Here is a 13,839-nt window from a genome sequence, read left to right as displayed (position 1 = left end):
CGCTGATGCAGATCATCGAGAACAAGGATGGCGTGGCCAGCGGCAAGATCTTCAACATCGGCAACCCGAAGAACATCCACTCGGTGCGCGAGCTGGCCGAGATGATGCTGAAGATGGCGGCCGATTATCCGGAGTACGCCGAGGAAGCGCGCAAGACGCAGATCGTGGAGACGTCGTCGGGCGAGTTCTACGGCAAGGGCTACCAGGACGTGCAGCACCGCGTGCCGAAGATCGACAACACGATCGACGAGCTGGGCTGGAAGCCCGAGGTGACGATGGAGCAGGCGCTGCGCCGCATCTTCGAGGCCTACCGCGACAAGGTGGTGGACGCCCGTACGCTGGTCGACAGCAGCAACTGACCGCCCCATGGCCCGCATTGCCCTGAAAGTCGACGTCGATACGCTGCGCGGCACCCGCGAAGGGGTTCCCGCGCTGCTGTCGATGCTGTCTCCGCATCAGGCGGAAGCGACGTTCCTGTTCAGCCTTGGCCCGGACCACACGGGCTGGGCGCTGCGCCGCGTATTTCGTCCTGGCTTCCTGAAAAAGGTGTCGCGCACGTCGGTGGTGTCGAACTACGGCCTGCGCACGCTGATGTACGGCGTGCTGCTGCCGGGGCCCGACATCGGCCGCAAGGGCGCCGCCGAGATGCGTGCCGCGGCTACCGCGGGCCACGAGTGCGGCATCCATACCTGGGACCATGTCTACTGGCAGGACAACGTGCGCGGGCGCGATGCGGCGTGGACGCGCCGCCAGATGCAGCAGTCGTTCGAGCGATTCGTGGAAATCTTCGGCACGCCGCCCACCACGCACGGCGCGGCAGGCTGGCAGATGAATGAAGAGGCGTTTCGCCAGATCGACGATTGGGGCATGACCTACGCGTCGGATGGCCGGGGCACGGCGCCCTACATCCCGACCGTGGCGGGCAAACCATGCCGCCACGTGCAAATGCCAACCACGCTGCCGACACTCGACGAACTGATCGGCGTGGGCGACCTGACCGAGGACAACGTTCACCACGCCGTGCTGAAGCTGACCGAAGGCGACGACGACCACGTCTTCACGCTCCACACCGAACTGGAAGGCGGCAAGCTGGCCCCGGTTTTCCAAAGGCTGCTGGCTGGCTGGCGCGCCCAAGGGCACGATCTGGTATCGATGGCCACCTACTACCGGCACATCGACCGCACCGATCTGCCGCAATTGCCGGTCACCTGGGGCGAAATCCCCGGCCGCAGCGGCGAGTTGATCATCCAGCCGTAATCGGCGGCGCCCTGGGTTCGCCGACCCAGGGTCAGGCCGCGCCCCTGCGCGTCAGGCGGAGCCCGTTGAATACCACCAGCAGGCTCGCGCCCATATCGGCAAACACCGCCATCCACATGGTCCCCATGCCCATCACGGTCAGGGCCAGGAATACCACCTTGATGCCCAGCGCCAGCGTGATGTTCTGCCTGAGGATGGCCGACGTACGGCGCGATAGCTGCACAAAGGCGGGGATCTTGCGGAGGTCATCGTCCATCAGCGCCACGTCGGCGGTTTCGATGGCCGTGTCCGTGCCCGCCGCTCCCATCGCAAAACCGATATCGGCCCGTGCCAGCGCGGGCGCATCGTTGATGCCGTCGCCCACCATGCCGACCTTGTTGGCATGTGTATGCGCCTGCCCCGCCAGCGCGGCGATGGCATCGGCCTTGTCCTGCGGCAACTGATTGCCCCGCACCTCGTCGATTCCCACCGCCTGGCCAATGGCCTGCGCCGTATGCGGGTTGTCGCCCGACAGCATCAGCGTTTTCACGCCCAGCGCGTGCAGCTGTTCGATGGCCTGCCGGCTGGTCTCGCGTACCGTGTCGGCCACGCCAAACAGCGCCAGCGCACGGGCCGGCTGACCGTTGCCGGGCATCGCCGCGAGCATCACGATGGTCTTGCCCTGCCGCTCGATGGCCTCCAGCCGTGCTTCCAGGGCCGGCGAACATGCGCCCAGATCGTGGATCAGCCGGTGATTGCCGAAGCTGTACGCCACCCCATCCACCGTGCCACGTACGCCCTGCCCGGGCAAGGCCGCGAAATCGCTCGCTTCCAGCCGCGCCACGCCATCGGCGTCCGCCGCCGTGGCAACCGCGCGCGACACCGGGTGGTCCGATCGCGCAGCCAGGCTTGCAGCGATGGCGCGCGCCTGCGGCAGGTCGTCCACCAATAGCGCCATGTCGGTTTGCGCCGGCTTGCCGTGCGTCAGCGTGCCGGTCTTGTCCAGCGCCAGCCATGACAGATGCCGGCCCTGCTCCAGATAGACGCCGCCCTTGATCAGGATGCCCCGCCGGGCCGCCGCCGCCAGTCCGCTGACGATCGTCACCGGCGTGGAGATCACCAGTGCGCACGGACACGCGATCACCAGCAACACCAGCGCCTTGTAGATCCAATCCAGCCAGTCGCCGCCCAGGACCAGCGGCGGAATCACAGCCACGCCCAGCGCGATGGCAAAAACCACCGGCGTATAGATCCGCGCGAACTGGTCCACGAAACGCTGGGTCGGTGCGCGGCTGCCCTGCGCGGCTTCCACGGCATGGATGATGCGCGCCAGCGTGGAATCGTTGGCGGGCGCCGTCACGGCGTATTCGAGTTCGCCTGACTGATTGATCGAACCGGCATAGAGCGGATCGCCCTGCGATTTGTCCACCGGCACGCTCTCGCCAGTAATCGGCGCCTGATCAAGCGCCGACTGGCCGCGCAGCACGCGCCCGTCCAGCGCCACCCGTTCGCCGGGGCGCAGCCGCACTGTCGCCCCCACCGCCACCGCGCGCGCTTCCACGGCCTGCCAGGTGCCATCGGCCTGCAGCACGGTGGCCTGCTCCGGGGCCATCGCCATCAGCCCCCGCACGGCATTGCGGGCGCGGTCCAGCGAGGCTGCCTCGATCCGCTCGGCCAGCGCGAACAGCACCATCACCATCGCCGCCTCCGGCCACTGGCCAATCACCATGGCACCCGTGACGGCAATGCTCATCAGCGCGTTGATGTTCAGATTGCCGTTGCGCACCGCGATCCAGCCCTTGCGATAGACGCCCAGGCCCGACATCAGCACCGTTGCCAACGCCAGCGCCGCCGGCAGATAAGGCGTGCCGATGTGGAACCACTCGGCCACTTCGGCGCCGATGGCCGCCGCACCGGCCAGCGCCAGCGGCCACCACGGCTTGCCCGGTTCCGCCACGGCCGCTTTGGCGCTGTCGTCCGACAGCGGTTCGGCTTTCATGCCCAGCGATGCGATGGCCTGGACGACCGGATCGAGCGAATCGAGCGTGTGATGTACGGTCAACACGCGCTGCATCAGGTTGAAGTCGAGCGCCGCCACGCCGCCCATGTTGCCGATCTTGTTCCGGATCAGCGTTTCCTCTGTCGGGCAGTCCATCGCCTCGATGCGGTAAGCGGCCGATCGTGTGCCAGCGGGTGCGTCAACTGGCGGGCCCACCGTCATCGGGGCGCCGCAGCTCGTGCCGCAGCCGCAACTCGCGGGAGTCGGGCCGTGGTCGTGATCGTGCGAATGGTCGTGACCGTGCGCATGCGCGTGGTCATGACCATGATCGTGGTCGTGGTCGTGGTCGTGTGAATGGTCGTGCCCAAGACCGCGGGCTGCCGAAGCGGGCGGCAGCTGGTTTTCAGGGGTGGTACGAGCCATGGCGGTTATCCATTTATGCGTTGTTGCCCGCTATTGAAGACCCTGTAGCCACTTCAAGGTCAAGCATTGCCCGAAAAGACCCCGACGATGACATCAACGTAATGCTCACCGCCGGAGCGGCGGCCTATAATCGCTGCCCATGCGCCGCCTGCTGCTCGTCTTCCTGTCGATCCTGCTGCCGCTCCAGTTTGCCTGGGCCGGCGCGGCGGCCTATTGCGCGCACGAATCGGCCGACCTGCCGGCCGCGATGACCAGCCATTTCGGCCATCACACGCACGAGCACGGCAACGACGGGCACAAGGCCGGCAAAACGGCCGGCAAGACCACCGCAAAGGCGGCCAACCTGCCCGACGGCGACTGCACCGCCTGTCACTTCCCCGGCTCGCACGGCGTCTTTGCCGAACTCCGCATGCCCGGTGACTATCGCTACGTCACCTTGCGCTACCAGCCGCACCAGTACGCGTTCGGCTCCATTCCAGCCCCCGTCCCCGACCGGCCCCAGTGGCTGCGCCTCGCCTAGCCGGCGGGACGCACGACTGACCCTGTCATCCCGATACCGCCAGGCGGTATCGTTTCGCGTCTCGCCGATTTTCTCCTGCGTGATCTGGTGAATTCGATGAGAAGCCTTTTATTGCCGCTCGGGCTGGCGGCCGCGTTGTGCAGCCCATTCTTCACGCCCGGGGCGTCCGCTCAGGACGCCGCATCCGGTGTCCAGGAGCCGCCCGGCGCCCTGACGCTCGAAGCCGCGCTGGCGCTGGCGGCGTCGCAGAACCCCACGCTGTCGGCCGCGCGGATCGAAGTGGATGCCTCCGAAGGCGGCATTACCCAGGCCCGCGTGATCCCGAATCCCGAAGTGTCGGTCCAGATGGAAGACACGCGGCAGGCCACGCGTACCACCACCGCCCAGATGAACCTGCCGGTGGAACTTGGCGGCAAGCGCGGCGCGCGCATCGGCGCCGCACAGCGCGCACGCGACGTGGCGCAAGCCCAGCTCGGGGCCGCGCAGGCGGATCTGCGCGCTACCGTGATCGGCGCTTTCTTCAACGTCTTGATCGCCCAGGAACGCATCAGGCTGGCCGCCGGGTCCGTCGATATCGCCCGGCGCGGCGCCGAAGCGGCCGCGCGCCGCGTGGCGGCGGGAAAGATCTCGCCGGTGGAGGAAACCAAGGCCCAGGTCGAACTGGCCAATGCCGAACTGGAGCGCGCCGAGGCCGATGCAGGGCTCGTGGCTGCCCGCCAGACCCTCGCCACGCTGTGGGGCAATCCGTCCCCGCGTTTTTCGGAAGCCGACGGCAAGCTGGACAACCTGCCGGCCCGACCGGCATCCGCCCTGCTCCGCCAATCGCTCGACAACGCGCCCGCGCTGCTGACCAGCGAACGGGAACTGGATCGGCGGCAGGCCGAAATCAACGTGCAGCGCAGCCGCCAGTACCCGGACGTGACGCTCAGCGTGGGTGCCAAGCGCGACAACGGTGCCCCGGAGCGCGGCACTTTCCCCGTGTTGGGCATCGCCATTCCGCTGCCATTGTTTGATCGCAACCAGGGCAACCTCTACACCGCCATCCGCCAGGCGGACAAGGCGGCCGACGAACTGCGCGCCACGCGGCTGCGGCTGGATCACGACCTGCAGCAGGCATCCAGCCAGCTGAACGTGTCGCGCACCTCGGCGCTGACCTTGCGCGAGACCGTCCTGCCCGCCGCTGAGCGCGCCTTCCAGGCGGCCACGCAGGGGTTCGAGGCTGGCAAATTCAACTATCTCGATGTGCTGGATGCGCAGCGCACGCTGTTCCAGGCCCGCATCCGCTATCTCGGTGTCGTCGCCAGCAGTTGGCAGGCCGCCACCACGATCGATCGCATTCTTGGCCGCTGACGCGCCAACCCAAGGAATACCGTGATGACTTTGACTCGCAAACAAGGCGCAGCGATTGCCGCCATCGTGATCGCCGGCCTGATGGCCGCGCTGGCGCTGCTGCTGGTTGGGCGCGGCGACGGCCACAGCCATGAAGGCGAAGGCGAGGCCGCGCATGCCGCGCCGGCCTCGGCCACGGAAGCCGGCCACGCCGGTCATGGCGACCACGCAGACCACGCAGACGAGGACGCCGGCCAGATCCCCATGACGCCGGAGCAGATCCGCAACGCCGGCCTGTCGATATCCAGCGCCGGGCCAGGCAGGATTCGCAGCGCCGTGGAATTTCCCGGCGAAATCAAGTTCAACGAGGACCGCACCGCGCACGTCGTGCCGCGTGTGGCGGGCGTCGCCGAATCGGTGGTGGCTAACCTGGGCCAGCGCGTGAAGAAAGGCGACCTGCTGGCTGTATTCGCCAGCACCCAGTTGTCCGACCAGCGCAGCGAACTGCTGGCCGCCCAGCGCCGGCTGGAACTGGCCCGCACCACTTACGCACGGGAAAAGAAACTTTGGGAAGACAAGGTGTCGGCGGAGCAGGACTTCCTGGCCGCCCGCACCGCACTGCAGGAAGCCGAAATCGCCGCGCAGAACGCGCGGCAGAAGCTGACCGCGATCGGTGCCACGACGTCGGCCCGCGCCATCAACCAGTTCGAGCTGCGCGCGCCGTTCGACGGCATCGTGGTGGAAAAGCATCTCGCACTGGGCGAGGCCGTGGCGGCCGAAACCGCGGTCTTTACGATTTCCGACCTGAACACGGTCTGGGCCGAGTTCGTGATCGCGGCCAAGGACCTGGGACATGTCAGGCTCGGTGAGGCGGTCCGGGTGACATCCGCCGCCTTCGACGGCACCGCCGAAGGCAGGATTTCGTACGTGGGCGCCCTGCTGGGCCAGCAGACCCGCACGGCCACGGCGCGCGTGACGTTGTCCAATCCGCAGATGGCATGGCGGCCGGGGTTGTTCGTCACCGTCAGCGTCGCCACCGGCGAAACCGACGCCGCCGTGGTCATCGACAGCGATGCGCTGCAGACCGACGGCGACCGCCAGCAGGTCTACGTCGAGGTGCCAGGCGGCTTTGCGGCGCGCGCGGTCAAGACGGGGCGCACCGACGGCAAGCGCATTGAAATCGTCGATGGCCTGACAGCCGGCACGCGCTATGTCTCCGCGAACAGCTTCGTGCTGAAGGCGGAACAGGGCAAGGCCAGCGCCGAGCACGCGCACTGACCGGAGGCCGCCATGTTCGAACGTATTCTCCGGTTTGCCATCGTACAGCGATGGCTGGTCATGCTGGGCGTGCTCGCCATGGCGGGGCTGGGTGTTTACAACTACAGCCGCCTGCCGATCGATGCCGTGCCCGACATCACCAACGTGCAGGTGCAGATCAACACCGAGGCGCCCGGTTATTCGCCGCTGGAAGCCGAGCAGCGCGTTACCTATCCGCTGGAGACCGCGATGTCCGGCCTGCCGGGTCTGGAGCAGACGCGGTCCTTGTCCCGCTACGGCCTGTCGCAGATCACGGTGATTTTCCGGGACGGCACGGACATCTACTTTGCGCGGCAACTGGTCAACCAGCGCATCCAGGAAGCCCGCGAGCACCTGCCCTCCGGCATTTCGCCACAGATGGGGCCGATCTCCACCGGCCTTGGCGAAATCTACCTGTGGACCGTGGAAGCCGAGCCCGGCGCGCGCAAGCCCGACGGCACCGCGTATACGCCCACGGACCTGCGCGAAATCCAGGACTGGATCATCAAGCCGCAACTGCGCACGGTGCCTGGGGTGACCGAGATCAACTCGATTGGCGGTTTCGCCAAGGAATACCTGGTGGCGCCGAGCCCGGAGAAGATGGCGTCCTACGGGTTGTCGCTGCAAGACGTGGTGCAGGCACTGGAGCGCAACAACGGCAACGTCGGCGCCGGCTATATCGAGCGGCGCGGCGAACAGTACCTGGTGCGGGCGCCCGGGCAGGTGAAGTCGATCGACGATATCCGCGAGGTGATCGTCGGCACGGCGCAGGGCCAGCCGATTCGCGTGCGCGACCTGGCCGATGTGGGGCTCGGCCGCGAACTGCGCACCGGGGCCGCTACGGATAATGGCCGCGAGGTGGTCCTGGGCACGGTGTTCATGCTGATCGGCGAGAACAGCCGGGCCGTGTCGCGTGCGGTGGACACGCGCATGGCCGCGATCAACAAGTCCCTGCCGGCCGGGGTGAAGGCCGTCACGGTCTATGACCGCACGACGCTGGTCGACAAGGCCATCGGCACGGTCAAGAAGAACCTGCTGGAAGGCGCCGTACTGGTGATAGCGGTGCTGTTCCTGTTCCTGGGCAACCTGCGGGCGGCGCTGATCACGGCGATGGTGATTCCGCTGTCGATGCTGTTTACATTTACAGGCATGGTCACGTACCGGATCAGCGCCAACCTGATGAGCCTGGGTGCGCTGGACTTCGGCATCATCGTTGACGGCGCGGTGGTGATCGTCGAAAACTGCGTGCGACGCCTGGCCCATGCCCGGGAAAAACTGGGCCGCCCGCTGACCCGCGCGGAACGCTTCGAGGAGGTGTTTGCCGCCGCCCGCGAGGCCCGGCGCCCGCTGGTATTCGGGCAGTTGATCATCATGATCGTCTACGTGCCGATCTTTGCGCTGACCGGCGTGGAAGGCAAGATGTTCCACCCGATGGCGATGACGGTGGTGGTGGCGCTGCTGGGCGCGCTGATCCTGTCCGTGACCTTTGTGCCCGCGGCGGTCGCGCTGTTCATCGGTGACCGTGTCGCCGAAAAGGAAAACCGCATCATGGGCTGGGCCAGGCGCCGGTACGAGCCTGCCCTCAGGCATGCGCTGGCCAATACGCCGGTGGTGCTGACGGCGGCCGTGGTGGCCATCCTGCTCAGCGGCCTGCTGGCCACGCGGCTGGGCAGCGAGTTCATCCCGAACCTGAACGAGGGCGACTTCTCGGTACAGGCACTGCGCATTCCGGGCACCAGCCTGACGCAGTCGGTGGCGATGCAGCAGCAGGTCGAGGCCCGTCTCAAGGCGAAATTTCCGGAAATCGAACGCGTGTTCTCGCGCACCGGCACGGCCGAGATTGCTTCCGACCCGATGCCGCCCAATGCGTCGGATGCCTACATCATGCTGAAGCCGCGCGATCAGTGGCCGGATCCGGGCCGCTCGCGCGATGCGCTGCGCGCGGCGATGGAGGCCGAACTGGAGACCATTCCGGGCAATCGCTACGAGTTTTCCCAGCCGATCCAGCTCCGCTTCAACGAGCTGATTTCCGGCGTGCGCAGCGACGTCGCGGTCAAGCTGTTTGGCGACGACAACGCGGTGCTGGACGCCACGGCGCAGAAGATCGCCCAGGTGCTCCAGTCGGTGCCCGGAGCCACGGAAGTCAAGGTCGAGCAGACCACCGGCCTGCCCGTGCTGACCGTCGAGGTGGACCGCGCCCGCGCCGCGCGCTACGGGCTGAACATGATCGACGTGCAGGACACCGTGGCCATCGCCATCGGCGGCCGCGATGCGGGGGTGTTTTACCAGGGCGACCGCCGCTTCAATATCGGCGTGCGGCTGCCCGAAGGCATCCGTTCCGACGTGGAGGCCCTGCGGCGCCTGCCGATTCCGCTGCCCCGAGGCGCCAACGGCGGCACCAGCTACATCCCTCTTGGCGAAATTGCTACGCTAGACGTATCGCCAGGCCCCAATCAGGTATCGCGCGAAAACGGCAAGCGCCGCATCGTGATCAGCGCCAATGTGCGCGGCCGGGATGTGGGCGGCTTCGTCCCCGAGGCCATGTCGGCCATCGAATCGCGCGTGCAGATTCCGGCCGGTTACTGGATTGCCTGGGGCGGCACGTTCGAGCAATTGCAGTCCGCCACCGAGCGGTTGCAGATCGTGGTGCCGCTGGCGCTGCTGCTGGTCTTCGTGCTGCTGTTTGTGATGTTCGGTAATGCGCGCGACGGCCTGCTGGTGTTCACCGGCATTCCGTTTGCCCTGACCGGCGGCGTGCTTGCACTGTGGCTGCGCGGGATTCCGCTGTCGATCTCGGCGGCGGTGGGCTTTATCGCACTGTCCGGGGTGGCCGTGCTCAACGGGCTGGTGATGCTGTCGTTTATCCGTGGCCTTCGCGAGCAAGGCGAATCGCTCGATGACGCGGTGTTCCACGGGGCGCTGACGCGTCTGCGGCCGGTGCTGATGACGGCGCTGGTGGCTTCGCTGGGATTCGTGCCGATGGCCATTGCCACCGGTACCGGCGCCGAGGTGCAACGGCCGCTGGCGACCGTGGTCATTGGCGGGATATTGTCGTCGACGGCGCTGACGCTGCTGGTACTGCCGGTGCTGTACAGATGGGCGCATGGGCGCGGGACGGAAACGGCGGCCGAACCAGCCGGCGCCGTCTCGCGCTGACGCGGGCCAGCCTCTCCTGCTTGGGGGAGAGGCTGGCCAAGCCTCAATGCTCGCAGTTCACCATCCAGGTCATCTTGAACTTGTCGACCACCATGCCGAAGCCTTCGGCCCAGAAGGTCTTCTGGTACGGCATGATGACCTGTCCGCCTTCGGACAGCGCGTCGAAAATGCGCTTGCCTTCGGCGTTCGGCACGTAGCCTACAGACAGCATGAAGCCCGAAAACGCCGGGGTCTGTCCCTCGCGGCCGTCCGACGCCATGATCTGGCTATCGCCGATCTGGACGTTGGCGTGCATGACCTTCTCTGCCCATGCCGCTGACGGCGGCTCGCCGCCGCCCGGAGGAGTGTCCTTGTAGCGCATCAGGAATGTCACCTTTGCGCCCATCACCTGGCCATAGAAGGCCATGGCCTCATCAAAGCGTCCGCCAAAGTCTAGATACGGTTGCACCTGCATGTCGGTCTCCTGTAGGGTCCGCGGACGGATAGTCCGCGCGGCGCCATTATGCGCCTGCCCTACTGACAGAATTGTCAGGAAACTCGAGTTCGAAGCGGGTCTGCTCCTCGACACTGGTCACCGACACGCTGCCGCCGTGCAGCCGCATGATCGTGTCGACAATCGCCAGACCGAGGCCGGTGGATCCCGACGAATTCCGGCGCGACGGATCGGCGCGATAGAAGCGTCCGAACAGATGTGGCAAGGCATCGGCCTCGATCGCGGGGCCGCCGTTGGTCACGGTGATCGCGGTCCCGTCCGTGCCGTTGCGGGCCACGGCCATGCGCACGGCACTGCCCATCGGCGCGTGACGCAGCGCGTTGTCCAGCAGGTTGATGATGGCGCGGCGCAGCAACGTCTGGTCGGCCACGACGGTGGCGTGGCCCGACACCATTACCGTCAGGTTCCGGTCGGCCGCCACGGCCTCGAAATACTCCGCCACCTTGTCGAGTTCGGCGCGTGCATCGAGCGGGCGGGCGCCCAGCGCCACCTGCGCGTTGTCCGCACGCGCCAGAAACAGCATGTTCTCGATCATGCGCGACAGGCGCTCGTACTCTTCCAGGTTCGATTCGAGCACCGTCTCATACTCGGCGGGCGTGCGGCGCTGGGCCAGCGTTACCTGCGTCTGCCCTACCAGGTTGCTGATGGGCGTCCGGAAATCGTGCGCCAGATCGGCCGAGAACTGCGACAGGCGCGTGAAGCTGTCCTGCAGCCGGGCCAGCATGCCGTTCAGCGCCCCGGCAAGCTCGCGCAATTCTTCCGGCGCGCCGCCGACATCGAGCCGCGTCGCCAGGCGGCTGGTAGTCACCGCCGCCGCATCGCTGGCCATGCGCCGCAACATGCGCAGGCCCCGGCGGGCCAGCACGAAGCCCAGCGCTGCCGCCACAATCGCCCCGCACAGCACCGCGCCGAGCAGTTCGCCGCGATACTCGCGCATCAGCGCCACGCGGTAGCCGGCGTCGCTGAGCACGATGATCTCGACGGTCCGGCCCGTGTCGCCAATCTGGCCCAGGGCGGCCATGCCGCGCGACGGCACGCCATTGCGCGGATGCCAGGTCTGCAGCTGCGACTTGTCAGGGGCCGTGGACAGCGGCAGCACGCGCAGCGGCGGCAGGGTTTCGTTATGGGGATTCAGCGAGATCAGGGGGTCGCCTGCCGCGTTGCGCACGACAAGGATCAGCCCCTCATGACCCATCGCAATATCCGCAAATCGATGCGTATCGGTGCGGATTTCGGTTTCGTCGGCCACCTCGCGCAACAGATGGCGTACCAGCAGCACTTCGCCCACGAGTTCGGATTCGTCGCGCGACTGCAACTGGCTGCCAAGCGCGCTGGACAGATAGGTGGCCACTCCGACCAGGATCGCGGCCGTGGTCAGGCCATAGGCCAGCGCAAGCCGGGTAGTCAGCGACGCGGGCATCCACGCCTTCAGCGCGCGCCGCATGCGCACGAGGCGCCTCATGTTGCGACGCTCATGCTTCTTCCGACTCATCGAGCACGTAGCCCATGCCCCGGCGCGTATGGATCAGCTTCTTCGGGAAAGGGTCGTCCACCTTGGCGCGCAACCGGCGAATCGACACATCCACCACATTGGTGTTGCTGTCGAAGTTCATGTCCCACACCTGCGAGGCGATCAGCGAGCGCGACAGCACCTCGCCGCGACGCCGCGCCAGCAGTTGCAGCAGCGCGAATTCCTTCGACGTCAGGTCGATCTTCTGGCCGGCACGCGTGACGCGGCGCCGGATCGTGTCGATCTGCAGGTCCGCCACTTCCATGAATTCGCTCTCGCGCAACGGCCCCCGGCGCAGGATGGTACGGATGCGCGCCACCAGTTCGGCGAACGCGAACGGCTTGACCATATAGTCGTCGGCGCCCAGTTCCAGACCCTTGAGACGATCCGAGAGTTCGTCGCGCGCGGTCAGGCACAGCACCGGGGTGTCCTTGTCGCGCCGCAGTTCGCGCAGAACCTGCCAGCCGTCGATGCCGGGCAGCATCACGTCCAGGACGATCAGGTCGTAGTGCTGCTCGCGGGCATGGGACAGGCCGTCCACGCCGTCGCGCGCCAGGTCGGCCACGAAGCCGGACTCCGTCAGGCCCTTGAGCAGGTAATCGCCGGCCTTCGGTTCGTCTTCGACAATCAGGATACGCATGGGAATTCACTTCCGGGCGCCGGCCAACCGCCGGTGCCGCCGTTTCGGTTTATTGCAGAACCTAGACACTATCCGAGGTTAGACGCATTTTGTGGAACATTGCAGGAATGTCATCGTCAATCGGCGAAATCCTGCCGTCAAACACAGTACAATGCCCGCTGCCCCGATTGTGGCAGCCTGCCTCGCCACTGACCGGGCAGGTCTAGTCAAATTCTGATGAAACGTCTGTTCGCCAGCTTCCTGTTGTGTCTTGCCATGTTCGCGCTGCCCATCCAGGGCGCGGCCGCGGCCGTCATGATGATCTGCAGCGTCACGGAAGCCGCGGGCCTGTCAATGCCGGAACGACATGCCGCCATCAAGGCGGAAGCTGAAGCCGGGGCGGTGATGGTGGTGGACCAGGCTGGCCAGATGGTCCAGATGGACCACGCGCACTGCCATCAGGCGGGCGCGAGTGACGACGCCGATATGCCAGTGTGGCACGACGTCCATCCTGCCGGCGCCACGCCTGACCAGCCGGCCGACCATCCGCACCATGCCGCCGGCCATTGCAGCGCGTGCGGCGCCTGCGCAGCCAGCGCCATGCTGCTGCCGGAAATCCCCCTCGTGGCGTTGCAACACCGCCGCCACGCCCTCCCGCTGGCCACCCCGGCCAGCTTTGCCAGCCAGCTTCCGCTGCCTGCCGACCGGCCGCCTGCCCGTCGTTGCTGACACCCGAGGTGCGTCCTTCGCACGCTCGTCCCCGCGCCTGAACCGGCGCCCAGGGCGCAGTCGACTGAATCGTCCGCGCCGATCCATCCCCGTATTCGCCTGCCGCACGGCCTGAACCGCCGCGTGCGGCGGCCCAAGATTCAAGAGGTTGTCATGCCCGCCGTGCGCACTGTCGCCGTGGCCTGGCTGCTGACGCTTGCACCGGCCCTTGCCGTGGCCCAGGCGTCGGCGCCTGCCGTCCATCCGGCCCACCCGCCCGATCTGCCCGATCCGCTGAACGCTGCCGCCCCCGTGCCGCCGCTGCCCGACATCGCGCCGTTGGCCGGTTACGTCCCCTACCAGAGTCCCAAGGTCTCGCCCTGGCGCCAGTCGAATGCCGACGTCACACCGGGTGCCGCCCCGGCGGCCGACCCGCATGCCGGCCACCGCATGTCGCAGGGCACCCGCGCCGCGCCGGCATCCGCACCGGCCGCAGGACAGGTGGACCAAAGTGGCCACGCCGGCCATCACGCGCACTGACGGAGCCCTG

11 protein-coding genes and 1 pseudogene are annotated in these 13,839 nt (G+C 67.1%); 8 read left to right on the top strand and 4 right to left on the bottom strand.

Annotated features, from left to right (window positions below):
• Positions 1-359 (top strand): annotated as a pseudogene (locus tag BLQ58_RS12155) (bifunctional UDP-4-keto-pentose/UDP-xylose synthase); the annotation flags it as partial.
• 7 nt (positions 360-366) lie between these two features.
• Entirely contained in the window at positions 367-1,257 is an 891-nt protein-coding gene (locus tag BLQ58_RS12150; protein ID WP_092598050.1) for a polysaccharide deacetylase family protein, read from the top strand.
• Positions 1,258-1,288: 31 nt separating this feature from the next.
• Here the strand turns inward: BLQ58_RS12150 and BLQ58_RS12145 are convergent, their stop codons facing one another.
• Positions 1,289-3,658 carry a heavy metal translocating P-type ATPase gene (locus tag BLQ58_RS12145; RefSeq protein WP_092598047.1) on the bottom strand — a complete coding sequence of 790 codons (2,370 nt, stop codon included), beginning with the start codon at positions 3,656-3,658 and terminating at the stop codon, positions 1,289-1,291.
• Positions 3,659-3,797: 139 nt separating this feature from the next.
• Between BLQ58_RS12145 and czcI the strand changes: the two genes are divergently transcribed.
• From czcI to BLQ58_RS12125, 4 genes are all read left to right on the top strand, one after another.
• Positions 3,798-4,178: a cation efflux protein, CzcI family gene (gene czcI, locus BLQ58_RS12140; protein WP_092598044.1), complete on the top strand. Its 381-nt coding sequence runs from the start codon at positions 3,798-3,800 to the stop codon at positions 4,176-4,178.
• A gap of 96 nt (positions 4,179-4,274) precedes the next feature.
• Positions 4,275-5,528, top strand: a complete 1,254-nt coding sequence (locus BLQ58_RS12135; protein WP_139186098.1) for a TolC family protein — start codon at positions 4,275-4,277, stop codon at positions 5,526-5,528.
• Between the two features lie 24 nt (positions 5,529-5,552).
• Positions 5,553-6,785 carry an efflux RND transporter periplasmic adaptor subunit gene (locus BLQ58_RS12130; RefSeq protein ID WP_092598041.1) on the top strand — a complete coding sequence of 411 codons (1,233 nt, stop codon included), beginning with the start codon at positions 5,553-5,555 and terminating at the stop codon, positions 6,783-6,785.
• Positions 6,786-6,797: 12 nt separating this feature from the next.
• Positions 6,798-9,959, top strand: coding sequence for a CusA/CzcA family heavy metal efflux RND transporter (locus BLQ58_RS12125; RefSeq protein WP_092598038.1), 3,162 nt, complete (start codon positions 6,798-6,800; stop codon positions 9,957-9,959).
• 43 nt (positions 9,960-10,002) lie between these two features.
• On the opposite strand, the gene BLQ58_RS12120 is transcribed toward BLQ58_RS12125, so the two are convergent.
• From BLQ58_RS12120 to BLQ58_RS12110, 3 genes are read right to left on the bottom strand one after another with little or no spacing between them, the layout of a single operon-like run.
• Positions 10,003-10,413 (bottom strand): VOC family protein, encoded by a 411-nt coding sequence (locus tag BLQ58_RS12120; RefSeq protein ID WP_092598035.1) that lies wholly within the window; start codon positions 10,411-10,413, stop codon positions 10,003-10,005.
• Between the two features lie 46 nt (positions 10,414-10,459).
• Positions 10,460-11,914, bottom strand: coding sequence for a heavy metal sensor histidine kinase (locus tag BLQ58_RS12115; protein WP_175459892.1), 1,455 nt, complete (start codon positions 11,912-11,914; stop codon positions 10,460-10,462).
• Between the two features lie 10 nt (positions 11,915-11,924).
• A complete protein-coding gene (locus BLQ58_RS12110; protein WP_092598032.1) occupies positions 11,925-12,602 on the bottom strand; it encodes a heavy metal response regulator transcription factor in 678 nt (225 codons plus the stop codon).
• A gap of 216 nt (positions 12,603-12,818) precedes the next feature.
• Between BLQ58_RS12110 and BLQ58_RS12105 the strand changes: the two genes are divergently transcribed.
• Positions 12,819-13,310, top strand: coding sequence for a hypothetical protein (locus BLQ58_RS12105; RefSeq protein WP_092598029.1), 492 nt, complete (start codon positions 12,819-12,821; stop codon positions 13,308-13,310).
• 153 nt (positions 13,311-13,463) lie between these two features.
• Entirely contained in the window at positions 13,464-13,829 is a 366-nt protein-coding gene (locus BLQ58_RS12100) for a hypothetical protein (protein ID WP_092598026.1), read from the top strand.
• Positions 13,830-13,839 lie beyond the last annotated feature (10 nt).

The sequence above is a fragment of the Ralstonia sp. 25mfcol4.1 genome, assembly GCF_900104095.1.
GTDB lineage: Bacteria > Pseudomonadota > Gammaproteobacteria > Burkholderiales > Burkholderiaceae > Cupriavidus.
This window is presented reverse-complemented; position numbering and strand designations above follow the sequence as displayed.